The sequence below is a fragment of the Micromonospora sp. L32 genome, assembly GCF_052068055.1.
GTDB classification, from domain to species: Bacteria; Actinomycetota; Actinomycetes; order Mycobacteriales; family Micromonosporaceae; genus Micromonospora; species Micromonospora purpureochromogenes.
The window spans coordinates 473,866-498,396 of record NZ_JBQHDD010000007.1; the positions used below are offsets into that span (position 1 = coordinate 473,866).

General features: G+C 72.5%; 21 protein-coding genes. 13 read left to right on the forward strand and 8 right to left on the reverse strand.

What is annotated here, in order from left to right; translation table 11 throughout:
• Positions 1-73 precede the first annotated feature (73 nt).
• Positions 74-1,489 (forward strand): serine/threonine-protein kinase, encoded by a 1,416-nt coding sequence (locus ACTMTB_RS21765; protein ID WP_441148105.1) that lies wholly within the window; start codon positions 74-76, stop codon positions 1,487-1,489.
• Here the strand turns inward: ACTMTB_RS21765 and ACTMTB_RS21770 are convergent.
• Positions 1,486-2,049, reverse strand: coding sequence for a hypothetical protein (locus tag ACTMTB_RS21770; RefSeq protein ID WP_441148106.1), 564 nt, complete (start codon positions 2,047-2,049; stop codon positions 1,486-1,488). The genes ACTMTB_RS21765 and ACTMTB_RS21770 overlap by 4 nt on opposite strands.
• Positions 2,042-2,581, reverse strand: coding sequence for an RNA polymerase sigma factor (locus tag ACTMTB_RS21775; protein ID WP_441148107.1), 540 nt, complete (start codon positions 2,579-2,581; stop codon positions 2,042-2,044). The genes ACTMTB_RS21770 and ACTMTB_RS21775 overlap by 8 nt, the downstream gene beginning before the upstream one ends.
• A gap of 242 nt (positions 2,582-2,823) precedes the next feature.
• Between ACTMTB_RS21775 and dnaE the strand changes: the two genes are divergently transcribed.
• On the forward strand, positions 2,824-6,357 hold the full coding sequence (gene dnaE, locus ACTMTB_RS21780) for a DNA polymerase III subunit alpha (RefSeq protein WP_441148108.1): 3,534 nt from the start codon (positions 2,824-2,826) through the stop codon (positions 6,355-6,357).
• 84 nt (positions 6,358-6,441) lie between these two features.
• Here dnaE and ACTMTB_RS21785 read toward each other — a convergent pair whose 3' ends face one another.
• Positions 6,442-7,152: a response regulator gene (locus tag ACTMTB_RS21785; protein ID WP_441148109.1), complete on the reverse strand. Its 711-nt coding sequence runs from the start codon at positions 7,150-7,152 to the stop codon at positions 6,442-6,444.
• Positions 7,149-8,735, reverse strand: a complete 1,587-nt coding sequence (locus ACTMTB_RS21790) for a sensor histidine kinase (protein WP_441148110.1) — start codon at positions 8,733-8,735, stop codon at positions 7,149-7,151. Before ACTMTB_RS21790 ends, ACTMTB_RS21785 begins: the two co-directional genes overlap by 4 nt.
• Before the next feature lie 114 nt (positions 8,736-8,849).
• Between ACTMTB_RS21790 and ACTMTB_RS21795 the strand changes: the two genes are divergently transcribed.
• Complete coding sequence (locus ACTMTB_RS21795) at positions 8,850-10,241, forward strand: cation:dicarboxylate symporter family transporter (RefSeq protein WP_441148111.1); 1,392 nt, start codon at positions 8,850-8,852, stop codon at positions 10,239-10,241.
• 130 nt (positions 10,242-10,371) lie between these two features.
• Here the strand turns inward: ACTMTB_RS21795 and ACTMTB_RS21800 are convergent, their stop codons facing one another.
• From ACTMTB_RS21800 to ACTMTB_RS21810, 3 genes are read right to left on the reverse strand one after another with little or no spacing between them, the layout of a single operon-like run.
• A complete protein-coding gene (locus ACTMTB_RS21800) occupies positions 10,372-10,815 on the reverse strand; it encodes an SRPBCC family protein (protein WP_210777267.1) in 444 nt (147 codons plus the stop codon).
• A gap of 48 nt (positions 10,816-10,863) precedes the next feature.
• Positions 10,864-11,217 carry an ArsR/SmtB family transcription factor gene (locus ACTMTB_RS21805; RefSeq protein WP_441148112.1) on the reverse strand — a complete coding sequence of 118 codons (354 nt, stop codon included), beginning with the start codon at positions 11,215-11,217 and terminating at the stop codon, positions 10,864-10,866.
• Positions 11,214-11,666, reverse strand: coding sequence for an SRPBCC family protein (locus ACTMTB_RS21810; RefSeq protein ID WP_441148113.1), 453 nt, complete (start codon positions 11,664-11,666; stop codon positions 11,214-11,216). The genes ACTMTB_RS21805 and ACTMTB_RS21810 overlap by 4 nt, the downstream gene beginning before the upstream one ends.
• A 412-nt stretch (positions 11,667-12,078) precedes the next feature.
• Between ACTMTB_RS21810 and ACTMTB_RS21815 the strand changes: the two genes are divergently transcribed.
• Complete coding sequence (locus ACTMTB_RS21815; RefSeq protein ID WP_441148114.1) at positions 12,079-13,521, forward strand: FAD-dependent oxidoreductase; 1,443 nt, start codon at positions 12,079-12,081, stop codon at positions 13,519-13,521.
• Between the two features lie 97 nt (positions 13,522-13,618).
• Positions 13,619-14,656 carry an aminotransferase class V-fold PLP-dependent enzyme gene (locus ACTMTB_RS21820; RefSeq protein ID WP_441148115.1) on the forward strand — a complete coding sequence of 346 codons (1,038 nt, stop codon included), beginning with the start codon at positions 13,619-13,621 and terminating at the stop codon, positions 14,654-14,656.
• A gap of 164 nt (positions 14,657-14,820) precedes the next feature.
• On the opposite strand, the gene ACTMTB_RS21825 is transcribed toward ACTMTB_RS21820, so the two are convergent.
• Positions 14,821-15,993 (reverse strand): acyl-CoA dehydrogenase family protein, encoded by a 1,173-nt coding sequence (locus tag ACTMTB_RS21825; RefSeq protein WP_441148116.1) that lies wholly within the window; start codon positions 15,991-15,993, stop codon positions 14,821-14,823.
• Positions 15,994-16,077: 84 nt separating this feature from the next.
• On the opposite strand from ACTMTB_RS21825, the gene ACTMTB_RS21830 reads away from it, so the two are divergent.
• The 8 genes from ACTMTB_RS21830 to ACTMTB_RS21865 all read left to right on the forward strand — a co-directional run bounded on the left by ACTMTB_RS21830 (position 16,078) and on the right by ACTMTB_RS21865 (position 24,239).
• Entirely contained in the window at positions 16,078-16,731 is a 654-nt protein-coding gene (locus tag ACTMTB_RS21830; protein WP_441148117.1) for a TetR/AcrR family transcriptional regulator, read from the forward strand.
• Between the two features lie 44 nt (positions 16,732-16,775).
• Positions 16,776-18,218: an aldehyde dehydrogenase family protein gene (locus ACTMTB_RS21835; protein ID WP_441148118.1), complete on the forward strand. Its 1,443-nt coding sequence runs from the start codon at positions 16,776-16,778 to the stop codon at positions 18,216-18,218.
• Positions 18,215-19,291 carry a zinc-binding dehydrogenase gene (locus ACTMTB_RS21840; RefSeq protein WP_441148119.1) on the forward strand — a complete coding sequence of 359 codons (1,077 nt, stop codon included), beginning with the start codon at positions 18,215-18,217 and terminating at the stop codon, positions 19,289-19,291. The genes ACTMTB_RS21835 and ACTMTB_RS21840 overlap by 4 nt, the downstream gene beginning before the upstream one ends.
• Positions 19,292-19,605: 314 nt before the next feature.
• Positions 19,606-20,367 (forward strand): ABC transporter ATP-binding protein, encoded by a 762-nt coding sequence (locus ACTMTB_RS21845; RefSeq protein ID WP_210777259.1) that lies wholly within the window; start codon positions 19,606-19,608, stop codon positions 20,365-20,367.
• Positions 20,354-21,046, forward strand: a complete 693-nt coding sequence (locus ACTMTB_RS21850; RefSeq protein WP_441148120.1) for an ABC transporter ATP-binding protein — start codon at positions 20,354-20,356, stop codon at positions 21,044-21,046. The genes ACTMTB_RS21845 and ACTMTB_RS21850 overlap by 14 nt, the downstream gene beginning before the upstream one ends.
• A 51-nt stretch (positions 21,047-21,097) precedes the next feature.
• On the forward strand, positions 21,098-22,348 hold the full coding sequence (locus ACTMTB_RS21855; protein WP_441148121.1) for an ABC transporter substrate-binding protein: 1,251 nt from the start codon (positions 21,098-21,100) through the stop codon (positions 22,346-22,348).
• On the forward strand, positions 22,345-23,226 hold the full coding sequence (locus ACTMTB_RS21860; protein WP_154938178.1) for a branched-chain amino acid ABC transporter permease: 882 nt from the start codon (positions 22,345-22,347) through the stop codon (positions 23,224-23,226). Before ACTMTB_RS21855 ends, ACTMTB_RS21860 begins: the two co-directional genes overlap by 4 nt.
• The gene (locus ACTMTB_RS21865) at positions 23,223-24,239 is read left to right on the forward strand and encodes a branched-chain amino acid ABC transporter permease (protein ID WP_350797972.1); all 1,017 of its coding nucleotides are present in this window, start codon (positions 23,223-23,225) and stop codon (positions 24,237-24,239) included. The genes ACTMTB_RS21860 and ACTMTB_RS21865 overlap by 4 nt, the downstream gene beginning before the upstream one ends.
• The last annotated feature ends 292 nt before the right edge of the window (positions 24,240-24,531 follow it).

The following is a 24,531-nucleotide window of genomic DNA, read 5'->3' on the forward strand; positions in this document are numbered from 1 at the left end:
CGTCCCGGGCGGTCTCCGCCACCCGTCCACACCGGTTACCGTCGCAGCGGGGACTGCCGACGAGGGTGGGGCGATGAGCACTCCGGCGTGGATCGGCTCCTACCGGATCGAGCGACTGCTCGGCGCGGGCTCGTTCGCGACCGTCTGGCTGGGCCACGACCCCGTCCTGGACTCCCGGGTGGCGATCAAGGTGCTGGCCGAGAACTGGAGTCACGACCTGCGGGTGCGGGAACGGTTCCTGGACGAGGCGCGGCTGCTGCGGCGGCTCGACCACCCCCGGCTGGTCCGGGTGCACGGCGTCGGCGAACTGCCCGACGGCCGCCCGTACGCGGTGCTGGCCTGGGCGGACGGCGGCAGCCTGCGGGACCGGCTGGGCACGGGGCCGCTGCCGGCGGCGGACGCGCTGGCCCTGCTCGGCGAGATCGCCGCCGGGGTCGCGGTCCTGCACCGGCACCGGGTGGTGCACCGCGACCTGACCCCGGGCAACATCCTCTTCGCCTCCGGTCCGACCGGCGAGCGGGTACTCATCGCCGACCTGGGACTGGCCAAGGCCCTGGCCGCCGCGTCCGGGCTGACCGCCCGGGCCGGGACGCCCGGCTACATGGCCCCCGAGCAGGACGACCCACTGGCCGTGGTGGACACCCGCAGCGACGTGTTCGGGCTGGGTCGGCTCGGGCTGCGGCTGCTCGGCGACCCCGACGGCGCTCCCGGCCCGACACGCCGGTGGCGGCAGGGCGTCCCGGCCGCCGTGCCGTCGGTGCTGCGCCGGGCCACCGCGCTCCGCCCCGCCGACCGCTACCCGGACGCCGACGCCTTCCGGGCCGCACTGCGCCGCGCCGCCTCCCCGGCCGACCGGGGGAGGGGCGCGGGACACCGGACCTACCCGCCATTGGCCGGGAGCGCCGCGCCGGCCGCCCGCCGGGGGCGGGGGCCGGCCCGCCGGTTCGGCCTGGCCGGCGCGGGCGCCCTGACGCTCGTCGCGCTGGGCGCCCTGGCCGGTGACGGCGGCCGGCCCCACCCCGACGGCATCCGGAGGACCAGCGGGCCGCTCAGCGTCGCGCTGCCGGCGGGATGGCGGGCCACCGGCACCGGCTGGGCCGGACAGTACGGCGACGACGGCAGGCTCGAACCGGCGCTGATCGTCGCGGCCGACCCGGGCCGCTGGGCCGCCGACCCGGACGTGCCGGGCGCCTTCGTCGGCCTCTCCGCCAGCGCCGCCCGGCGTACCACGCCGGAGGGGTTCGTCGCCGAGCGCCCGCACGCGGACTGCGTGGCCGCGCCGGTGCGGCGTACCCGGCAGGCCGGCGTCGACTGGGTGGTGGCCCGGTACGCCTGCCCGGCCGGCCGGCCGGTGCTCGTCGAGGCGGCCGGCCTCGCCGCCGGCCGGGACGCCCTGCTCTACGTGCAGGTCGCGCCACCCCCCGGCGGCGGGACCGACTTCGTGGACGCGCTGCTGGCCGGGGTGCGGGTGCGCGCCTCGGGCGACTAGACCACCACCACCGCGACCGGGTGCGCCTCGCCGCCCTGCGGGATGGTCACCCGGACCGTGCCGGCGCGCAGGAACCGGATGTCCACCACCCCGGCCTCGTAGCTGCGGGAGACCAGGTCCTCCCGGTCCACGGTCACCTCGCCCGGGCCGATGCCCTGGATGCGCAGCACCCCACCGGCGGCCAGACACAGCGACTTCAGCAGGGCCACCTCGGTCTCGGCGAGGACCAGGTCGTAGCGGACCGGGCCGAGGCAGGCGCTCGACCGCGGGCTCGGCGACGGTGAGCGGGTACCCCTGCCGCGGGTCGGCGCGGGTCCGACCGGGGCGGGCGGTCGCGGCGTGGCGGCGAGGGTGGCCGGGCCGGGGAGTGCGGACGGGGCCGGCGCGGCGGAGGTCGACGGGGTGACCGCCGGGGTCGGCGGCCGCACCGGCAGCGGCGCGACCGGGGTCTGCCCGCAGGCCGCCGCCGCCGCGAGCACGGCCAGCGTGGCCACCGGACCCGACGAGCGGCGGGCGGCCGCGAGCAGGGCGACGGTCCGGCGGTGCCCGGTCTCAGTCACCGGACATCCGCTGTCGGACCTGCCTCCGGGCCAGGTGGACGCGGGACTTCGCGGTGCCCTCCGGCAGGTCGAGCAGGGCGGCGATCTCGCGGTAGTTCAGCCCGAGCACGTCGCGCAGCGTCACCGCCTCGGCGAGTTCGGGGCGCACCGCGTCCAGCGCGTCGAGCAGGTCCAGCCGGGTGCCGGCGACCACGCTGGTGCGCCTCGGGTCGGGCGGATCGGGCAGCGGCACGCCGCCGGACTCGACCAGCCAGCGCCGGCGCAGCGCCCGGTACGTCGACCGGGCCCGGTTGGCGGTGAGCCGGTAGAGCCAGGTGTGGAACGACGACCGGCCCTCGAAGCGGCCGATGCCCCGGGCGAGCGCGAGCAGGGCGTCCTGGCACGCCTCCTCGGCATCCTCCCGGTGCGGCAGCAGCCGGGCGCAGAGCCGCAGCACCTCGGGACGCACGGCCGCCAGCAGCGCGTCGACCGCGCCCGGTTCGCCGCGTGCGGCCGCCCTGGCCAGGTCGTCGATGTCGTCCGCGAGAAGCATCACACCGTCCCCGATCCGCCGGTGCGCCGTGCCGTCCAGGCTACGGCGGCGCCGGCCTTCGCGGGATCCCCGAGTCGGGCAGGCGACCCGGCCGCGACCCCCTCGGGCGGGCTCCCCGGGAGATCCACACCACCCGGCGGCGGTCTGTCCGCGCGGCTGCTGGAGCCGTCCGTGGGCCCGGGGATAGGGTGGGCCGACCGACTTCCGACCACCCATGAGACCGACCCGGGGGGGCGCCACGCATGGGCGATTCGTTCGCGCATCTGCACGTACACACCGAGTACTCGATGCTCGACGGGGCGGCCCGGCTCAAGGACCTCTTCGCCGAGGCGAACCGGCTCGGGATGCCGGCGGTGGCGATCACCGACCACGGCAACATGCACGGCGCGAACGACTTCTACAAGCAGGCGATGGCCGCCGGCATCACGCCGATCCTCGGCGTCGAGGCGTACGTCGCGCCGGAGTCGCGCTTCCACAAGGCGCGGGTCAAGTGGGGCCGGCCGGAGCAGAAGAGCGACGACGTCTCGGGTAACGGCGCCATCACCCACAAGACCATGTGGGCGAAGAACGCCACCGGCCTGAAGAACCTCTTCACCCTCAACTCGCGCGCCTCCATGGAGGGCCACTACGTCAAGTGGCCCCGGATGGACATGGAGCTGATCGCCGAGCACGCCGAGGGCATCATGGCCACCACCGGCTGCCCCTCCGGCGCGGTGCAGACCCGGCTGCGGCTGGGCCAGTTCGACGAGGCGCTCAAGGTCGCCGCCAGCTACCAGGACATCTTCGGCAAGGAGAACTACTTCCTGGAGATCATGGACCACGGCCTCTCGATCGAGCGCCGGGTCCGCGACGGGCTCACCGAGATCGCCCGCAAGCTGGACATCCCGCCGGTGGTCACCAACGACTCGCACTACACCCACGAGGCCCAGGCCACCGCGCACGACGTGCTGCTCTGCGTACAGACCGGCAGCAACATCGACGACCCGAACCGGTTCCGGTTCGAGGGCGGCGGCTACTTCATCAAGTCCGCCGAGCAGATGCGTGCGGTCGACTCCTCGGAGCTGTGGCAGCAGGGCTGCCGCAACACCCTGCTGGTCGCCGAGAAGGTCGACCCGACCGGCATGTTCGAGTTCCACAACCTGATGCCGCGCTTCCCGGTGCCCGAGGGGGAGACCGAGGAGTCCTGGTTCCGCAAGGAGACCTTCGCCGGCCTGGCCCGCCGCTACCCCAACGGGATCCCGGAGGGGCACGTCGCGCAGGCCGAGTACGAGCTGGGCGTCATCAACCAGATGGGCTTCCCCTCGTACTTCCTCGTCGTCGCCGACTTCATCCAGTGGGCCAAGAGCCAGGGCATCGCGGTGGGCCCGGGCCGTGGTTCGGCCGCCGGCTCGCTGGTCGCGTACGCCCTGGGCATCACCGACCTGGACCCGATCCCGCACGGCCTGATCTTCGAGCGGTTCCTCAATCCCGAGCGCGTCTCCATGCCCGATGTCGACATCGACTTCGACGAGCGCCGGCGCGGTGAGGTGATCAAGTACGTCACCGACAAGTGGGGCGAGGACAAGGTCGCCCAGATTGCGACCTTCGGCACGATCAAGGCGAAGGCCGCGATCAAGGACTCGGCCCGGGTGCTCGGCTTCCCGTATGCGGTCGGCGACCGGATCACCAAGGCGATGCCGCCGGCGGTGATGGGCAAGGACATCCCGCTCTCCGGCATCTTCGACCCGAAGCACCCGCGCTACGCCGAGGCCGGCGAGATCCGCGGCCTCTACGAGTCCGACCCGGACGTCCGTAAGGTGATCGACACCGCGAAGGGCATCGAGGGGCTGATCCGGCAGACCGGCGTGCACGCCGCCGGCGTCATCATGTCGGCCGAGCCGATCATCGACCACATCCCGCTGATGCGCCGGGACGCCGACGGGGCGATCATCACCCAGTTCGACTACCCGACCTGCGAGTCGCTCGGGCTGTTGAAGATGGACTTCCTCGGCCTGCGCAACCTGACGATCATCGACGACGCGGTCAAGAACATCCAGCTCAACCACGGCCGGGAACTCGACCTGCTGGCCCTGTCGCTGGACGACAAGGCCGCCTACGAGCTGCTGGCCCGGGGCGACACCCTCGGCGTGTTCCAGCTCGACGGCGGGCCGATGCGCTCCCTGCTGCGGCTGATGAAGCCGGACAACTTCGAGGACATCTCCGCCGTGCTGGCGCTGTACCGGCCCGGCCCGATGGGCGTCGACTCGCACACCAACTACGCGCTGCGCAAGAACGGCCTGCAGGAGATCACCCCGATCCACCCGGAGCTGGAGGAGCCGCTGCGGGAGATCCTGGCGCCCACCCACGGCCTGATCGTCTACCAGGAGCAGGTGCAGCGCGCCGCGCAGATCCTCGCCGGCTACACCCTGGGCCAGGCCGACCTGCTGCGCCGGGCGATGGGCAAGAAGAAGAAGGAGATCCTCGACAAGGAGTTCATCCCGTTCCGGGACGGCTGCCGCGAGCGCGGCTACTCCGACGAGGCGATCCAGGCGGTGTGGGACGTGCTGGTCCCGTTCGCCGGCTACGCCTTCAACAAGGCGCACTCCGCCGCGTACGGGCTGGTGTCGTACTGGACGGCGTACCTGAAGGCGCACTACCCGGCCGAGTACATGGCGGCGCTGCTCACCTCGGTCGGTGACGACAAGGACAAGATGGCGCTCTACCTGTCGGAGTGCCGCCGGATGCGGATCCAGGTCCTGCCGCCGGACGTGAACACCTCGGCCGGGCCGTTCACCCCGGTCGGCAAGGACATCCGCTTCGGCCTCGCCGCCGTCCGCAACGTCGGCGCGAACGTGGTGGCCGCGATCATGCGGTGCCGGGAGGAGAAGGGCGAGTACGCCGACTTCTACGACTTCCTGGCCAAGGTCGACGCGGTGGCCTGCAACAAGAAGACCATCGAATCCCTGATCAAGGCCGGGGCCTTCGACTCGCTCGGGCACACCCGCAAGGGCCTGCTCGCCGTGCACGCCGACGCCATCGACGCGTACGCCGACGTCAAGCGCAAGGAGGCGGTCGGCCAGTACGACCTCTTCGGCGCCGGCTTCGGCGACGCCGACACCGGCGGCAGCACCACGGTCATGCCGACCATCAGCGACAGCGAGTGGGACAAGCGGGACAAGCTCGCCTTCGAGCGGGAGATGCTCGGCCTCTACGTCTCCGACCACCCGCTCTTCGGCCTGGAGCACGTCCTCGGCGCTGCGGCGGACACCACCATCGCCGCCCTCTCCGAGGAGGGCACCGTCCCGGACGGCGCCGTGGTCACCCTGGCCGGCATCCTCTCCGGCGTGCAGCGCCGGGTCACCAAGCAGGGCCGGGCCTGGGCCTCGGCCACCCTGGAGGACCTCGCCGGCGGCGTGGAGACGCTGTTCTTCCCGAACACCTACGAGGTGATCGGGCAGTACATCGCCGAGGACGCCATCGTGGTGGTCAAGGGTCGGGTGGACCGCCGCGACGACACGCCGCGGATCATGGCGATGGACATGTCCATGCCGGACGTCAGCAGCAACCCGGCCAACAAGCCGGTCACCCTCACCATCCCGGTGCACCGCTGCACGCCGCCGCTGGTGGAACGGCTCAAGGAGACCCTGGTGCTGCACCCCGGCGATACCGAGGTGCACGTCAAGCTGCTCAACGGCGGCAAGACCACCACGCTGCGGCTGGGCCCGTTCCGGGTGGCGGCGACCACCGCGCTGATGGGCGACCTGAAGAGCGTGCTCGGCCCGGCCAACGTGAGCTGACCCGGCCGGGGGACGTCACGCCAGGGTGGCGGGCAGCCGCTCGCCACCGCAGAGCACCGCCACCGGCAGCCGGCCGGGTGTCGGTCAGGTCGGCCGGTACTCGACCTCGGGGCGCCCTGGGGTGCCGTAGCGGGGGCTGCGGACTGCCCGGTCGATGGTCACCAGGTACTCCAGATAGCGGCGGGCCGTCACCCGGGAGATGCCGGTGCGCTGGCTCACCTCGGTCGCGGACAGCCCGGCCTCGGCGTCGGCGGGCGTGGCTCGCGGCCGGTCGGCCAGGGCGGAGAGCACCCGGTGCAGGGTGTGCACGTCCAGCCCCTTGGGCAGGGTGTGCGGGGCGGCACCGCGCAGGGTGGCGAACATCCGGTCCACCTCGTGCTGGGCGGCCACCTCGCCGTCGGCGAGCGCCTGCCGGCGGTAGTCGGCGTAGCGCTCCAGCTTGTCGCGAAAGGCGGCGAAGGTGAACGGCTTGAGCAGGTAGTGGGTCACCCCGAGGGACACCGCGGTACGGACCACCGCCAGGTCCCGGGCCGAGGTCACCGCGAGCACGTCGACGCCGCTGCCCGCCGCTCGCAACGCCCGGCAGACGTCCAGGCCGTGCACGTCGGGCAGGCGGAAATCCAACAGCACCAGGTCGACGTCCGCGCCGCCGCGCCGGCGCAGCGCCGCCATCGCCTCCCGACCGGTGTGCGCCACCCCGGCCACCACGAAACCCGGCACCCGCTCGGTGTACGCGGTGTGCGCCTCGGCCAGCAGCGGCTCGTCCTCGACCACCAGCACCCGGATGTCGTTCATCGGGCCTCGCCGCCCCCGACCGGCAGCCGGACGGTGAACAGGCTCCCGCCGTCGTTCGAGCGGTCAACCTCGTAGCTGCCCCCGTGCCGGCGGACCACCTGCTCGACCAGCGCCAGGCCGAGGCCGCGGCCCGCGCTCTTGGTGGACCAGCCGCGCCGGAACGCGTCGTTCACCCGCTCCGGGTCCAGTCCCGGGCCGTTGTCACCGACCCGGACCACCAGTTCGCCGTCGACCGCGCCGACGAAGACCTGGACCCGTCGCGGCGGCGGATTGCCGGCGACCGCCTCCAGCGCGTTGTCCACCAGGTTGCCCACCACGGTGAGCAGGTCAGCGCTGGGCAGCGGGCTGCCGTCGAGCCGGCACTCCGGGTCGATCACCAGGTCCACGCCGCGCTCACCGGCCTGGGCCGACTTGCCGAGCAGCAGGGCGGCCAGCGCCGGCTCGGTCACCGCGCCGACCACCCGGTCGGTGAGCTGCTGCGCCGCGGCCAGGTCCCGGGTGGCCAGGCGAACCGCCTCGTCGGTACGGCCCAGCTCCACCAGAGTCAGCACGGTGTGCAGCCGGTTGGCCGACTCGTGGGTCTGCGCCTGCAACGCCTCGGTCAACGCACGTACCGAGTCGAGTTCGCTGGCGAGCGTGCGCAGCTCGGTCTGGTCGCGCAGGGTGAGCACCGTGCCGAGCGCGATGCCCTCGAAGCGGGCGGTCCGCTGGTTGGCGACGAGCACCCGGTCACCGGCCAGGACGGGCTCGTCGCGAGCGTCCCGGGCCGACGTCAGCAGCTCGGCCACCGCGGGCGGCAGGTCGATCCCGGCCACCGGTCGGTCGGTCAGCGGCGCGTCCGCGTCCAGCCCGAGCAGCCGGCGGCCCTCGTCGTTGACCAACGCCACCCGGCGGTCGGTGGTCAGTACCAGCAGGCCCTCCCGCACCGAGTGCAGCACCGCGTCGTAGTACTCGTACATCCGGGTCATCTGGGCCGGCCCGAGGCCGTGCGTCTGCCGACGCAGTCGACGGCTGAGCAGCCAGGAGCCGGTGGCCGCGAGGGCGAGCGCCGGTGCGGCGACGCTGAGCAGCACCGGCCACTGGCCGAGCAGCTTGCGATCGATCGCCTCGGTGGTGATGCCGACCGAGACCAGGCCGACGATCCGCTCGTCGTCGTACACCGGCACCACCGCGCGCACCGACTCGCCGAGCGTGCCCACGTTGGTGGTGGTGAACGGCCGGCCGGCCAGAGCCGGCGCGATGTCGCCGACGAACGGCTGGCCGATCCGCTTCGGGTGCGGGTGCGAGTAACGGGTGCGGTCGGGTGCCATCACCACCACGAAGTCGGTGCCGGTCGCCACCCGGGTGGCCTCCGCGTACGGCTGGAGGGCGGCGCTGGGGTCGGCGCTGCGCAGCGCCGCGCGGACGTCGGGGGAGCGGGCGACGGTCTGCGCCACCGCGAGCACCTCCTCCTGTGCCGCCTGCCGGGAATCGCTGCGGGCCAGCCAGACGGCCCCGGCGGCGCCGGCCAGGACGAGCAGGGTCACCACCACGGCCTGGAGAGCGAACAGCTGCCCCGCGATGCTCCACTGCCGCCGGGCCATGTTTCCCCTCCTCGTCCGCGCCGTCGTCACCGGCACGCGTCGCGCGTGCTCCGACGGGATGAACAGAATGACCGCAAGGCTGCCTTGTGGTGAGACGCGCTTCACATTGTCGAGATGGACACCACCACATCCACCACCACACCGTCACCCCCGGTCCGTCGGGACCGTACCCGTTACCTCTACCTGGCCGTCATCGTGGCCGTGCTGGCCGGCGTCGTGGTCGGCCTCGCCGCCCCCGAGGTCGGCAAGGAACTCAAGCCGCTCGGAACCGGCTTCGTCAACCTGATCAAGATGATGATCAGCCCGGTCATCTTCTGCACCATCGTGCTCGGCGTCGGCTCGGTCCGGCAGGCGGCGAAGGTCGGCAGGGTCGGCGGCCTCGCCCTCGGCTACTTCCTGGTCATGTCGACCGTCGCGCTCGCCATCGGCCTGGTGGTCGGCAACCTCATCCACCCCGGCTCCGGGCTCGACCTGGGGCAGGACCTCGCCGGCTCCGGCAAGGCCGCCGCCGGCGACGAGGCCGGCGGGACCGTCGACTTCCTGCTCGGAGTCATCCCGACCACGCTCTTCTCCGCGTTGACCGAGGGGGAGGTGCTCCAGACGCTGCTCGTGGCGCTGCTGGTCGGCTTCGCCGTGCAGAGCCTGGGCCGGCGCGGCGAGCCGGTGCTGACCGCCGTGGGCCTGCTCCAGCGGGTGGTCTTCAAAGTGCTCGCCATGATCATGTGGCTGGCTCCGATCGGCGCGTTCGGCGCCATCGCCGCCGTGGTCGGCGCCACCGGGATGGACGCGTTGAAGAGTCTGGCGCAGATCATGCTCGGCTTCTACGCGACCTGTCTGATCTTCGTGCTGGTGGTGCTGGGTGCGCTGCTGTGGTTCGTGGCCCGGATCTCGATCTTTTCGCTGCTGCGCTACCTGGGCCGGGAGTTCCTGCTGATCCTGTCGACGTCGTCCTCGGAGTCGGCGCTGCCGCGGTTGATCGCGAAGATGGAGCACGTCGGGGTGAGCAAGCCGGTGGTCGGCATCACGGTGCCGACCGGGTACTCGTTCAACCTGGACGGCACGGCAATCTACCTGACCATGGCGTCACTGTTCATCGCCGACGCGCTGGGCAAGCCGCTGTCGATCGGCGAGCAGGTGTCGCTGCTGCTGTTCATGGTCATCGCGTCGAAGGGCGCTGCCGGGGTGACGGGTGCCGGGCTGGCCACGCTTGCCGGTGGGCTCCAGTCGCACCGTCCGGACCTGGTCGACGGGGTCGGGCTGATCGTGGGGATCGACCGGTTCATGTCGGAGGCGCGGGCGCTGACCAACTTCGCCGGCAACGCGGTCGCGACCGTGCTGGTCGGGACCTGGACGGGGGAGTTCGATCGGGACAAGGCCGATCGGGTGCTGCGCGGCGACGACCCGTTCGACGAGGCGGCCATGCTCGATGAGGACGCCGACGAGGGCGAGCCCGCCACCCGGCGGCCGGCCGACGAGTCGACCGCCATGGCCGGCGTACCGGCCTGACGCCGCGGTCGCGGAACCACCAGGGGTCGCGCCGGCCGGGCGCCCGCGCCACCTCCACCGGCAGCGATGCTGCCGGTGGAGGTGGCGTCGTGGCTTCGCGGTGCGAGACCCGTCAGGACCGAGCGGACCCTCAGTCCCAGCTGTCGATCTTGACGTCGTGGGGGTGCGGAGCGCCCTTTCCGGTCTCGATCAGCGACTTCAGGCTCAGCAGGTAGACCGCCCACTTGGTGCTGCAGTGGTGCATGAAATCCACCGGCTCCTTCCAGCCGCGGTGGCTGAAGAGCACGACGGCGTAGTCGTCGACCTGAGCGAGGCGCCAGTCGACCTGCGTGCCGATCCACTCGTCGGGTCCGTCGACCACCTCCCACAGCACGCGCCTGCCGGGGTCGAGCTCGAGGACCTTCATGTCGAATCCGCCGGCGGCGAACCGGAACTGGAGCACGCCGCCGGGGCCGTCGCCGACGCCCCCGGTGTTGGTCGTCCACCAGCCGGCAAGTCCCTCGACGGTGGTCAGGGCCGTGTAGACCTCGGCCGTGGACGACGTGATTCCGACTTTGTGCAGGATGTCCACCATCTTCGATCTTCTTTCTGGTGTCGGTTCTCCGGATTGACCCTCATGACGTCATTGCTGGGTGGCGCGCTGGTCCTTCGTGCGCTGGACAGCCTCGGCGATCCGCTTGATGCGCCGGAGCCGGGCGTCCCACGCCGCTCCGACCGAGGACAGTTGCGCGACCGCCCGCGCGAGCTGCGCCTCGTCCACCCGGTACCTTCGCTCGCGCCCGGCCGGGGTGGAGTGCACCAGGCCCACCCGGTCGAGCACGCCGAGATGTTTCGCGATGGCCTGCCGTGTCACGGGCAGCCGCTCGCTGAGGCTGGTGGCCGTGCCGTCGCCATCGGCCAGGAGCAGGTCGAGCATCCGCCGACGGGTCGGATCCCCCACCGCGGACCACAGGTCGTCGTCGACGGCGGCGGTCACCTGGTCGACACCAGCCGGGCCAGGTACTCCCCGAGCCGGGGGACGAAGGTGTCCCAGCCGACGACGTGGTCGCGGTACTGCTCCTCCAGCTTCGCGGCCTCCCAGCCCATCTCCCGGAACCCGGTCTCGGTGAGCCGGAGCCTGGTGCCCGTGCCCGACGGGGTGAGTTCGAAGGTGACCAGCAGCGAGTTGGCCGGGTCGTCGACCTGGCCCTCGGGATGACACCAGCGGAACGAGAACAGTCGAGGCGGCTCGGCGTTCACCACGACCATCGGGACGACCTGTGCCCGGTCGCCCCAGACGAGCTCACCGACCGCGCCGGGAGTCGCCTCGAAGTCGGCGTCGTCGGTCCACCACTGCGACATGTGCTCGGGGCTGCTGACGACCTCGAAGACCACCTCCGGCGAGGCGTCGACGTGGATCTCTCGTTCGATGCTGCCGTACTCCATGCTCCGCCACTCCTTGATATGCAACCCTTGGTTGCACGTCACGCTAGCCGACCAGCCGTCGCCACGCAACCATTGGTTGCTTCTGCTCGAGGAGCAACTGCCCCAGAGCCGGTGGACCGCACACGGTCAGCGCGGGAGGCAACCCGGCATGGCCCGGGTTTCGCGATGGCAAGCTATGACGCGGCGGGGACGAGCAGCAGCAGGCTGAGGCCGATCAATGGAGCCGCGATCTTCCAGCGCGTCCAGGCGCTCATCCTTACCGGCCTTCCTGATCGCGGCGGCGGGCCCGGGCGACCGGGTCGACCCAAGGACCGAGGCGAGCCGCGGCACGTCGGTTGACCAATGACGGCGGGGGCTCCGGTGGCTACGGTCGTGGATGCCGAGGTTTCCCGACCACTCGAGGAGTGATCGTATGCCCCCCTCTCCGTCCCGGCTCTTCGCGGAGATCGCGACCGCCGAGCGGCCGGCTCAGACCACGCTGGTCATGCGTCGTGCCGTGGTGCTGGGCGGCAGCATCGCCGGACTGATGGCGGCTCGGGTGTTGAGTGACCACGCCGAGGAGGTGCTGATCATCGAACGCGATCCGTCCAATGTGGATGACGGGCCCCGGCCGGGCGTGCCGCAGGGCAGCCAGGTGCACGCGCTGCTGCCCGCCGGTCAGATCCAGTTGGAACGGTGGTTTCCCGGCATCGTCGACGAGGCGCACGCGCTAGGTGCCCCGCCGCCGCCCAGCGACGAGGGCGCGGCGAAGATCTTCGTGAATGGTGTGCTGGGGCTGCCGCCGGCACCGTCCGGCACCGGTCCGACGCTGATCACCACGCGACCGTTCCTCGAGGCGCTGGTCCGGCGGCGGACCCTCGCCGTGGACAACATCCGGATGGTGTACGGCCGTGCGGATGGCCTGGTCTTCGCCGACCGGCGCGCCACCGGCGCCCGGTACGTGCCCGAGGGCGGTGGTGAGCCGGTGGTCGAACCGGCGGACCTGGTGGTCGACGCGATGGGACGGTCCAGCCGGCTGAGCGACTGGCTGGCCGACAACGGGTGGCCCCGCCCGCCGATGCAGCGGATGCCGATCAGACTGAACTACGCGACCGCGCTCTTCAAGCAGGACGAGAAGGTCAGCGACGCCTGGGTGGTGGTCTACCACACCATGGCCGGCAAGGGTCGTACCGCTCGGATCGGTGGGATCAACTCGGTCGAGGGGGACCGCTGGATCATGTTGGTGGCCGGCTACGACGAGGACCGGCCCAGCCGCGAGGTCGCCGACTTCACCGCCCGCTGCCGGGAGCACTATCCGCAGATGTTCGGTGACATCGCGGAGTACGGTGAGATGCTCGGCGGCGTGGTCACGTACCACCAGGCGGACAGCCGACGCCGGGACTTCCACAAGCTCGACCGGATGCCCGCCGGACTGGTTGCCGCAGGGGACGCGATCGCCTCCTTCAACCCGGTGTACGGCCAGGGCATGACCTCCGCGATGCTGCACGCCTCCTGCCTGTCGGCGTACCTCCGGTCAAGCCCGAACCTGCACGAGGAACCGGCGCGGGCATACTTCGAGCGGGTCCGGGTGATCGTCGATGCCGCCTGGCAGACCTCCACCACCGCCGACATCGAGCTTCCGCACGTCGACGGGCCGTACCCGCCGGGGTACCGGGTCACCAAGTGGTTCGGTGACCTGCTCTTCCGGACCTCGCTGACCGATCCGGTACTCAGCGCCCGGCTGGGCCGGGTCACCACCATGCTCGACCATCCGGCGACGCTGAGCCAGCCCGGCACCCTGCTCCGGGCGCTCCGGCTCGGCCTGTTCCGGCGCCGTGCCGCCACCGGGTCGACCAACAACCTCCGGCAGTCCTAGCGGTCGCCAGACCGGCCAGTGCGTGCCGACGGGCCGCAGGCCGCCGGTCGCCGATTGGCCGTGCCCATCCGACCCCACCCCGCCTAGCGTCGGTGCCGTGGACATCGAGCAGGCGCAGCAGTTGTGGAAGCCGGAGCCCGGCTGGTTGAACACCGCCTCCTACGGGCTCCCGCCCGAGCCGGCCTGGACGGCATTGCAGGAGGCGCTGGCCGCGTGGCGGATCGGGAGCAGCTCCTGGGAGGGCTGGGGGCAGTCGGTGGACCGGTCCCGGGCCGCGTTCGCCGGCCTGGTCGGCGTACCGGCCGGGGACGTGGCGGTCGGCGCGGCGGTGTCCCAGCTCCTCGCACCGGTCGCGGCGGCCCTTCCGGCGGGCGCGAACGTGGTGGTCCCCGAGGTCGAGTTCACCTCGAACCTGTTTCCCTGGCTGGTTCAGCAGGAGCGCGGCGTCACGGTCCGCACCGTGCCGCTGACGGGGCTGGTCGACGCGATCGACGCCGACACCGATCTGGTCGCGTTCAGCCTGGTGCAGTCCGCCGACGGCGCCGTGGCGGCGTACGACGAGATCGTGGCCGCGGCCCGGGCGCACGGTGCGCTGGTCGCGGTGGACGCGACCCAGGCGTGTGGTTGGCTGCCGTTCGACGGGAGCCGGGCCGACGTGGTGGCGGTGGCCGGGTACAAGTGGCTGATGGGCCCGCGCGGCTGCGCGTACGCCTACCTGGCGCCCGAGCTGCGCGAGCGGCTGCGTCCGGACGCCGCCGGCTGGTACGCGGGCGCCGACCCGCACGCCTCCTACTACGGCCCGCCGCTGCGGCTGGCCGACGACGCCCGCCGGTTCGACATCTCGCCCGCCTGGTTCAGCTGGGTCGGCGCGGCGCCCGCACTGGAGGTGGTCGCCGAGATCGGCGTGCCGGCGATCCGGGCGCACGACGTGGCGCTGGCCAACCGGTTCCTGGCCGGGCTGGGTCGGCCGCCGGGGGAGAGCGCCATCGTCGCCGTCGACGTGCCCGACGCCGAGCAGCGGCTGGAGCGGGCCGGGATCCGGGCGGCGGTGCGCGCCGGGCGGGTCCGCGCCTCCTTCCACGTGTACTCCACCGAGGCCGATGTGGACGCCGCCCTGACGGCGCTGACCGGCTGAGCCCGCTCAGGTCACGTGGCGGGCGAGCGTGCGGGTGGGCGGCTGTCACCGCCGCCCACCCGAGCGGTCCGGCTCACCGGGCCGCCAACTCCTCGACCCTCGTCACGGTTTCGACCTGGCCGATCAGGCGCCGGGGCAGGGGAAAATGAGGAGCCGGCGCGGACTCAGGCCAGGTGACCGCCGATCTTCGTGTACCCGCGCAGCAGGTCCCGCGAGATGATCAGCCGCTGCATCTCGTCGGTGCCCTCGAAGATCCGGTAGAGCCGCACCTGCCGGTACCAGCGCTCGACCGGCAGTTCGCGGGTGTAGCCCATGCCGCCGTGGATCTGGAGCACCCGGTCCACCACCCGGTTGACCATGCCGGCGCCGTAGAGCTTGCCCATTGAGGACGCGTGCCGCGGGTCCATGCCCTGGTCGACCGTCCAGGCGGAGCGCAGCACCAGCCAGCGGGCCGCCTCCAGCTCGGTCTCCGAGTCGGCGATCATCCACTGGATGGCCTGGTTGGTGCCGATCTTCGCGCCGAACGTCTCCCGGGTGTTGGCGTAGTCGATGGCCATCTGCAACGCCCGCTCGGCGATGCCGATCGCGTGCGAGGGGATGGTGTAGCGGCCCTTGCCGATCCACTCCATGCCCAGCGTGAAGCCCTGGCCGATCTCGCCGAGGATGTTGCGGTGCGGCACCCGTACGCCGTCGAAGATCAGCGACGCCGGCCCGCCCTCGCCCATCGTCTGGATGAACTCCGAGCGCCAGCCCATCGCCCGGTCGACCAGGAACGCGGTTGCCCCGCCGGTGCGGGCGCCCTTCTCGCGGTCGGTCACCGCGACCACGATGGCGAAGTCGGCGTCGTTGCCGTTGGTGATGAAGGTCTTCTCGCCGTCGAGGATCCAGTCGTCGCCGTCGCGGCGGGCCGCCAGCCGGATGTTCGCCGCGTCCGACCCGGCGCCCGGCTCGGTGATGGCGAAGCAGGAGATCCGCTCGCCCTCGATGGTGGGCAGCAGGAACTCGCGCTTCTGCTCCTCGGTGGCGTGGAAGAGGATGTTGTCGGCCTCGCCGCCGAAGCGGAACGGCACGAAGGTACGCCCCAGCTCCGTCCAGATCAGCGACTGCATGACGGCGGGCAGGTCCATCCCGCCGTACTCCTCGGGGGTGGCCAGCCCCCAGAAGCCGAACTTCTTCGCCTTCTGCTGGAGTTCGCGCAGCTCGTCGCGGGTCACGCCGGGCTGGTGCGCGCGCTCGCGGCGCAGCACCTCCTGTTCCAGCGGCATCACCTCGCGGGTGATGAACGACCGGACGGTGTCGCGGACCGCCCGCTCCTCGTCGGTCAGTGAGAAGTCCATGCTGATCCCTTCCGCCGTCGTGGCTGCGTCCCGCTTAAACTAGCGGTGTAAGTTTTCTGTCGTCCAGACCCCCGAGGAGTCGACGTGCCCCGACCCCCGCAGCCGGTGCTCACCCGGGACCGGATCGTCGCCGCGGCCCTGGCCCTGATCGACGCCGACGGGCTGGCCGCCTTCTCCACCCGGCGGCTCGCCGCCGCGCTCGGCGTGCGGGGTCCCTCGCTCTACAACCACTTCGCCAACCGGGAGGCCATCCTCGACGCGGTCGCCGAAAGCGTCACCGTCGCCGTGGATATCGGCTTCTTCGGCCGTCACGACTGGCGCGAGGCGCTGCGCCGCTGGGCCTGGTCGTACCGGGCGGCGCTGACCGCGCACCCGAACGTCGTGCCCTACCTGGCCCAGGGCCCCGGGCGGCGGCCGGCCGCGCTGGCCATGGCCGACGCCGTCTACGGGGCACTGGTCAAGGCCGGCTGGCCGCCGGCCCGGGCCACCCACGTCGGCGCGGCGATGCGGTACTTCGTCGCCGGGTCGGCGCTCGGCTCGTTCGCCCGCGGCTTCGTCGAGGACCCGGAGCTGTACGCCGCGCACTACCCGCACCTGGGCCAGGCGCACCGGCTCGCCGAGCACCAGCGCAGCGTGGACGAGGGCGCCTTCGCCCTCGGCCTCGACGCGCTGCTGCACGGCCTCGCCGCCGAACACCGGCGCCTACTCGCGCTGGAACCACCCGGGGCGAACGGGTAGCGTCAAAACTCCCAGCGCTAGTTTCCTCACCCCCGAAGGACGACATGGATCTCGCCGCCGCGCCCCCCGCGCTCCTGGTCCGCCGTCACCTCTACCTCGGCGGCGCCTGGGCCGACCCGTCCGGGAACGAGCCGATCGACGTGGAGAACCCGGCCACCGGGGAGACCGTCGGGCAGGTGCCGGCCGGCACCCCGGCCGACGTCGACCGGGCCGTCGCCGCCGCCCGGGCCGCCTTTCCCGGCTGGGCGGCCGCCGCGCCGGCCGAGCGCGCCGCCCACCTCGACCGGCTGCTCGCCGCGCTGACCGCCCGCGCCGAGGACATCGCCCGGACCGTCGCGCTCGAACTCGGCACCCCGCTCAAGCTGGCCGCCCGGGTGCAGACCGGCCTGCCGCTGACCGTGCTGCGCGACTGCGTCGAGCTGGCCGCCCGGCCGCCCGCCGAGGAGACGATCGGCAACTCGCTCGTCGTCCGCGAACCGGTCGGCGTCATCGGCGCGATCACCCCGTGGAACTACCCGCTGCACCAGGTCGTCGCCAAGCTGGCACCCGCCCTGGCCGCCGGCTGCACGATGGTGCTCAAGCCCAGCGAGCTGACCCCGCTGACGGCGTACCTGCTCTTCGACGCGGTCGCCGAGGCCGGGCTGCCCGCCGGTGTGGTCAACCTGGTGCCCGGCACCGGGCCGGTGGTCGGCGAGGCCCTGGCCGCCCACCCGGACGTGGACATGGTCTCGTTCACCGGGTCCACCGCCACCGGTCGTCGGATCGCCCACCTCGCCGCCGACCGGATCGCCCGGGTGGCCCTGGAGCTGGGCGGCAAGTCGGCCAACCTGATCCTCGCCGACGCCGACCTGCCCACCGCCGTCAAGGTCGGGGTGGGCAACGCGCTGCTCAACTCCGGGCAGACCTGCACCGCGTGGACCCGGATGCTGGTCCACCGCGACCGGTACGACGAGGCACTCGACCTGGTCGTCCGGGCCGCCGCGGCGTACCGGCCGGGGGATCCGTTCGACCCGGACACCCGGCTCGGCCCGCTGGTCTCCGCCGCCCAGGCCGAGCGGGTACGCGGCCACGTCGACCGCGCCCTCGCCGACGGGGCGCGCCTCGTCTGCGGCGGCCCGGACGCCCCGCTGCCGCCCCGGGGGCACTTCGTCGCCCCGACCGTGCTGGCCGACGTGCACCCCGACAGCGCGCTCGCCCAGGAGGAGGTCTTCGGCCCGGTGCTCGCCGTCATCCCGTTCGGCGACGACGACGAGGCCGTCGCCATCGCCAACAACTCCCGCTACGGCCTGGCCGGCGCGGTCTGGTCCGCCGACGCCGACCGGGCGCTGGCGGTGGCCCGGCGGCTGCGTACCGGCCAGGTGGACGTCAACGGCGGCGCGTTCAACCCGCGGGCGCCGTTCGGCGGCTACAAGCAGTCCGGCCTGGGCCGGGAGCTGGGCCCGTACGGCATCGACGAGTTCCGCGAGATCAAGGCGATCCAGCGGTGAGGGCGCTGGTCGCCCGCGCGCCCGGCGCGCCGCTGCGCGTCGAGGAGATCCGCCTGCCCGCGCCCGGCCCCGGCGAGCTGCGGGTCCGCGTCCGCGCCGCCGGCGTCTGCCACTCCGACCTGTCCATGGTCAACGGCACCCTCGCGCCCGCGTACCCGCTGGTGCTGGGGCACGAGGCGGCCGGCGTGGTGGTCGAGGCCGGCCCCGGCGCCGCCGTACCGGTCGGCACGCAGGTGGTGCTCAACTGGGCGCCCGCCTGCCGGCGGTGCTGGCACTGCCGGCACGGCGAGCCGTGGCTCTGCGCCGCCAACACCGCCCCGGCCGTGCCGCGCGGCGAGACCGCCGACGGTGAGGCGTTGCAAGTCACGCTCGGGCTCGGCGCGTTCGCCGAGGAGGTGGTGGTGCCCGAGGCCGCCGTCGTCGCCGTCCCCGACGACCTGCCGCCGGAGCGGGCCGCGCTGCTCGGCTGCGCCGTGCTCACCGGCACCGGGGCGGTCCGCAACACCGCCCGCGTCGTCGCCGACGAGTCGGTCGCGGTGATCGGCCTCGGCGGGGTCGGCCTGTCGGTGCTCACCGCCGCCCGGGCCGCCGGCGCCGTCCCGATCATCGCGATCGACGTGGCCGAGGCCAAGCGGGGCCTGGCCCTCGCCGCCGGGGCGACGCACTTCCTCGCGCCCGACGACCGGCTGTCGAAGGAGATCCGGGCGCTCACCGAGGGGCGCGGCGTCGACCACGCCTTCGAGTGCGTGGGGCGGGCGGCCACCATCCGGACCGCCTGGCGGCTCACCCGGCGCGGGGGAGCGGTCACCGTGGTGGGCATGGGCGGCAAGGACGACCTGGTCAGCCTCTCCGCGCTGGACATCTTCCACTCCGCCCGGACGCTGCGCTCCTCGGTGTACGGCTCGTCCGATCCGGACCGGGAGGTGCCGGGCCTGGCCCGCGAGGTCGGCGACGGCACGCTCGACCTGACTCCGCTGATCAGCGGGCTGGTCACCCTCGACGAGGCGCCGGAGGCGTTCGACCGGCTCGCCCGGGGCGAGGGCGCCCGCTGGGTGGTCACCTTCCCCGACTGACCGACCGGCCGCCGTCGGAGTCGTGGCCCGGTGACCCCGGGGGCGTGGCCGGACACGCCCGCCGCGCCCCCGCGGGTCAGGTGGCCGGGCCACATGGGAGCGGTCTCCCAGACCATTCGCTCACGCCTGTCGATCCCCTGCGGACGGCTCCCGACCGGTGCTCATGTTGGCCGGCCCCGCGCCGACCGGCCGGAAAGTGTGGCGGACCGACATGGCTGCACTCCGGCCGTTCCCCGTAGGTTTCCTCCACGCGACGGCCCTGTGACCCCGGTCACCGACCCGGTCGTCGCCAGTGACCTGCGGAGGATGAGGCGATGGCCGGGCAAGCGCTCCTGTCGGCGCGCGGGCTGACCCGTGACTTCCGGGGCTTCCGTGCGGTCGACCACGTCGACCTCGACATCGCCCCGGAGAGCGTGCACGCGCTCGTCGGCCCCAACGGTGCCGGCAAGACCACCCTGTTCAACCTGCTCACCGGCTTCCTGCCGCCGACCGAGGGTCGGATCGAGCTGGACGGCCGGGACGTCACCGGCCTGCCCCCGGAGCAGGTGGCCCGGCTCGGGGTGGCCCGCTCGTTCCAGATCACCAGCCTGTTCCCGCAGCTGTCCGCCCGCGAGCACGTCGAGCTGGCGTTGCAGAGCTCGAGCGGGCTCGGCTGGCGGTTCTGGCGGTCGGCCAAGCTGATGGGCCGCTACCGGGAGCGGGCCGACGAACTGCTGGACATGGTCGGGCTCGGCGCGCTGGCCGAGGCCCCGGCCGAGGCGCTGGCGTACGGGCGCAAGCGCGCCCTGGAGCTGGCCATCGCCCTCGCCCTGGATCCGAAGGTGCTGCTGCTCGACGAGCCGACCGCCGGGATGGGGCTGGAGGACGTCGACCGCACGGTGGAGCTGATCGCCCGGGTTCGGGCCGGCCGCACCGTGGTGATGGTCGAGCACAACATGAGCGTCGTCGGCCGCCTCGCCGACACCGTCACCGTGCTGCAGGCCGGCACGGTGCTGGTCGAGGGCCCGTACGAGCAGGTCCGCGCCGACGAGCGGGTCATCACCGCCTACCTGGGAGCCGCTGATGCTGCGCATTGAGAACCTCTCCGCCTTCTACGGCGAGGCGCAGGTGCTGCGGGAGGTGAGCCTGGAGGTCGCCGCCGGCGAGGTGGTCACCCTGGTCGGGCGCAACGGCGCCGGCAAGTCCACCCTGCTGCGCTGCGTGATGGGGCTGCACCCCGGCCAGCGCGGCACCGTCGAGCTGGACGGGCGGGACATCAGCCGGTTGCCGGCGTACAAGCGGGCCCGGCTCGGCCTCGGCTGGGTGCCCGACGACCGGGGCGCGTACGCGACCCTCAGCGTCACCGAGAACCTGACGCTGCCGCCGCGGGTCGGCCCCGACCCGTGGCCGCTGGAGCGGGTGTACGAGGCGTTCCCCGCCCTGTACTCCCGGCGCGACTCGGCGGCGACCATGCTCTCCGGTGGCGAGCAGCAGATGCTCGCCCTGGCCCGGGTGCTGCGGATGGGCGCGCGGCTGCTGCTCTGCGACGAGCCCACCGAGGGCCTGTCGCCGCTGCTCGTGCAGCAGGTCGGCGACCTGCTGCGGGAGGCCAAGAAGCACGGGGTGACCGTGCTGCTGGTCGAGCAGAACCTGCACTTCGCCACCGGCGTCGCCGACCGGCACTACCTGCTGGCCGAGGGACGCGTCGTGGAGGCGATGGCGAACTCCGAGGTGCGCTCGCGGGAGCGCGAGCTGCTGGCGTACCTCGGTATCTGAATTTTCGACGGCTGACCCGCGCGGTGCCCGCGCGGTACGAAGGGGATTGACATGCGTAGGAGCGTGGGTGTGGCCGCCGCCTCGGCGGCGGTGGTGCTGGCCGCGGGTTGCGGCGGCGGTGGCCCCCAGTCCGGGGGCGACCAGAAGCTGACCGGCGACAAGATCGTGCTGGGCGTGCTCAACGACCAGTCCGGGGCCTACTCGGAGCTGTCCGGGAAGAACTCGGTCAAGGCCGTGGAGATGGCCATCGCCGACTTCAAGGCCAAGCACGGCGACAAGGCGGTGACCACCGACATCACCGTGGAGACCGCCGACCACCAGAACAAGCCGGACGTGGCCAACGCCAAGGCCCAGGAGATGTACGACCGCAAGGGCGTCGACCTGATCCTCGACGTGCCCACCTCGTCGGCCGCGCTGAAGGTCGCCGACGTGGCGAAGGAGAAGAAGAAGCTCTACTTCAACATCGGCGCGGCGACCACCGACCTGACCGGCAAGAGCTGCAACAAGTACACGTTCCACTACGCGTACGACACCTACATGCTGGCCAACGGCACCGGCAAGACCACCACCGAGCAGGTCGGCAAGAACTGGTACATCCTCTACCCGAACTACGCCTTCGGGCAGGACATGGAGAAGAGCTTCTCCACCGCCATCACCGCCGCCGGCGGCACGGTCGTCGGCAAGGACGGCGCGCCGTTCCCGAACACCACCGGCGACTACTCGACCTTCCTGCTCAAGGCGCCGACGCTGAACCCCAAGCCGCAGGTGCTCGGCACCATGCAGGCCGGCGCCGAGCTGGTCAACGTGGTCAAGCAGTACAACGAGTTCAAGCTGCGGGACAAGGGCGTCGGCCTGGCGGTCGGCCTGATGTTCATCACCGACATTCACTCGCTCACCCCGGCCGCGCTGGCCGGCACCACCTACACCGACGCCTGGTACTGGAACTTCGACCAGCAGAACCGGGAGTTCGCCGACCGGTTCCAGAAGGAGACCAGCACCCGGCCGTCCTTCGCGCACGCCGCCAACTACTCCGCGGCGATGCAGTACCTGGAGGCCGTGCAGGCCGCCGGCACCGATGACGCGGACACCGTGGTCAAGGGGCTGGAGGGCAAGGAGGTCAACGACGTCTTCCTGCGCAACGGCAAGATCCGCGCCGAGGACCACCGGGTGATCCACGACGCGTACCTCGCCCAGGTGAAGCCGCAGGCCGAGGTCGCCGAGCCCTGGGACTACGTGAAGGTGCTCAAGACCATCCCCGCCGCCGAGGCGTTCCGCGCCCCGTCCCCGGACTGCAAGCTGTGACCGGTTTTCTCCAGAACACGTTCAACGGGTTGGTGAGCGGGGCGTTCTACGCCCTGCTCGCCCTCGGGCTCGCGGTCATCTTCGGCATGCTCCGGGTGGTGAACTTCGCCCACGGCGCGTTCTACATGCTCGGCGCCTTCGGCGCGTACGTGCTGCTGGCCGAGGCGGGCGTGCCGTTCTGGGCGGCCCTGGTGATCATGCCGGTGGCGCTCGCCGTGGTGGGCATGATCCTGGAACGGGCCGTCATCCACCGGCTCACCCGACTCGACCCGCTCTACAACTTCCTGCTCACCTTCGGCCTGACGCTGATCCTGCAGGACCTGGTGAAGACCCGCTACGGCGTGCAGTCCAGCCCGTACGCCACCCCGGACGAGCTCAGCGGCTCGGTCGACTTCGGACTCTTCGACTTCCCGACGTACCGGGTCTTCATCCTCGGCTTCGCGGTGCTGCTCTGCGTCGCGGTGTGGTGGGTGCTCACCCGTACCCGGATCGGCATGGTGGTCCGGGCGTCGACCGAGCGGCCCGAGCTGACCCGGGCGTTCGGCATCGACGTCGGGCGGTGGGTGACCCCGGTCTTCGGCTTCGGCATCGGCCTGGCCGGGCTCGCCGGCGTGCTCGCCGCCCCGATGCGGGCGGTGAACCCGCTGATGGGCGCCGACCTGATCATCGTGGTCTTCGCGGTGGTGGTGATCGGCGGCCTCGGCTCGATCTTCGGCTCGGTCGCCGCCGGCTTCGGCATCGGTCTGGTGCAGGCGTGGGGCGAGGCGTACCTGTCCGAGTTCCCCATCGTGTCCCAGACGATCGTCTTCGTCGTGATGGCCGCCGTGCTGCTCTGGCGGCCGGCCGGGCTGTTCGGCCGTGAGGAGGCACCGGCATGACCAGCACCGTCGACACCCCGGCCGAGGCGAGCCGGCCGGCCCCGCCGTCCGGGCTCCTCGCCGTCGCCCGCGCGCCCGGCTGGGTCCGGTACGCGCTGCTCGCCGCCGGGCTGGCCGCCGCGATCTGGCTGCCCAACGGGCTCTACCCGGCGGTGGCGGTGGACATCCTCTGCTGGGCGCTGTTCGCCGTGTCGGTGGACCTGCTGCTCGGCTTCACCGGGCTGATGTCCTTCGGGCACGCGGCGTTCTGGGGCACCTCGGCGTACCTCACCGGCCTGGTCGCCATCCACGCCGGCCTGCCGTTCCCGGTCGCCGTGCTGGCCGGGGCGCTCGGCGCGGCGGCGCTCGCGCTGCCCATCGGCTACCTCGCGGTGAAGCGGACCGGCATCTACTTCGCCATGGTCACGTTGGCCTTCGCCCAGATGGTCTACTACGTGGCCAACGAGTGGCGTTCGGTCACCAAGGGCGAGAACGGCCTGCAGGGCGTGCCCCGGTCGCTGTTCGGCCTCGACCTGACCGACGACTACTACTTCTACTACGCGATCCTGCCGATCGTGCTGCTCGGCCTGGCCGCCGCCTGGCGGATCACGCACTCGCCGTTCGGCCGGGTACTGGTCGGCATCCGCGACAACCCGGCCCGGGCCCGTGCGCTCGGCTACCCGGTGCACCGCTACAAGCTGACCGCGTTCGTGCTCTCCGGCTTCATCGCCGGTCTCGGTGGCGGGCTCTTCGCCGTCGGGCACCGGTTCGTCTCCCTCGACGTGCTGCACTGGACCACCTCCGGCAAGGCGGTCATCGTCGTCGTGCTCGGTGGCATCGGCACGCTGTGGGGCGGGGTGCTCGGCGCGGCCGTGGTGGTGCGGTTGGAGGACTGGCTGTCGTTCTCCGGATTCGAGGCGATCGGCCTGGTGACCGGCAGCATCTTCGTCCTCGTCGTGCTGCTGTTCCGCCGCGGGTTGTGGGGCACCGTCTCCGCCCTGGCGCTGCGCTGGATGGCCGCCCGCCGCAGATGAAGTCCCGCGATGGCGGATGAAGTCCCGCGACGGCGCATCCGAACCGCGCGTCCCAGAACCCCTGACGCCTCACCACCTTCGCCGCCGCCTGCGGGCCGGCGGGCTGCCCTAGACATGCCGCTGGCCGGCACCCCGCTCGGGGTGCCGGCCAGCGTGTCGTTCAGATGCGATCAGCAGTCGTTGAAGTGTGCGCTCAGTTCCAGTGCTTGGCGACCAGGTCGGCGGCCTGCTTCTCCCACTGGGCGTAGTGGTCCGGGTAGGCCGAGACCTGCACGGTCTGCGCGGCCTTGGT

Coding starts and splice junctions, on each gene's coding strand:
- dnaE (WP_441148108.1), top strand. CDS start 2,824: ATGGGCGATTCGTTCGCGCATCTGCACGTACACACCGAGTACTCGATG.
- ACTMTB_RS21825 (WP_441148116.1), bottom strand. CDS start 15,993: ATGGACTTCTCACTGACCGACGAGGAGCGGGCGGTCCGCGACACCGTC.
- ACTMTB_RS21845 (WP_210777259.1), top strand. CDS start 19,606: ATGGCCGGGCAAGCGCTCCTGTCGGCGCGCGGGCTGACCCGTGACTTC.
- ACTMTB_RS21810 (WP_441148113.1), bottom strand. CDS start 11,666: ATGGAGTACGGCAGCATCGAACGAGAGATCCACGTCGACGCCTCGCCG.
- ACTMTB_RS21795 (WP_441148111.1), top strand. CDS start 8,850: ATGGACACCACCACATCCACCACCACACCGTCACCCCCGGTCCGTCGG.
- ACTMTB_RS21790 (WP_441148110.1), bottom strand. CDS start 8,735: ATGGCCCGGCGGCAGTGGAGCATCGCGGGGCAGCTGTTCGCTCTCCAG.
- ACTMTB_RS21765 (WP_441148105.1), top strand. CDS start 74: ATGAGCACTCCGGCGTGGATCGGCTCCTACCGGATCGAGCGACTGCTC.
- ACTMTB_RS21835 (WP_441148118.1), top strand. CDS start 16,776: ATGGATCTCGCCGCCGCGCCCCCCGCGCTCCTGGTCCGCCGTCACCTC.
- ACTMTB_RS21775 (WP_441148107.1), bottom strand. CDS start 2,581: ATGCTTCTCGCGGACGACATCGACGACCTGGCCAGGGCGGCCGCACGC.
- ACTMTB_RS21800 (WP_210777267.1), bottom strand. CDS start 10,815: ATGGTGGACATCCTGCACAAAGTCGGAATCACGTCGTCCACGGCCGAG.
- ACTMTB_RS21855 (WP_441148121.1), top strand. CDS start 21,098: ATGCGTAGGAGCGTGGGTGTGGCCGCCGCCTCGGCGGCGGTGGTGCTG.
- ACTMTB_RS21815 (WP_441148114.1), top strand. CDS start 12,079: ATGCCCCCCTCTCCGTCCCGGCTCTTCGCGGAGATCGCGACCGCCGAG.
- ACTMTB_RS21865 (WP_350797972.1), top strand. CDS start 23,223: ATGACCAGCACCGTCGACACCCCGGCCGAGGCGAGCCGGCCGGCCCCG.
- ACTMTB_RS21850 (WP_441148120.1), top strand. CDS start 20,354: ATGCTGCGCATTGAGAACCTCTCCGCCTTCTACGGCGAGGCGCAGGTG.
- ACTMTB_RS21785 (WP_441148109.1), bottom strand. CDS start 7,152: ATGAACGACATCCGGGTGCTGGTGGTCGAGGACGAGCCGCTGCTGGCC.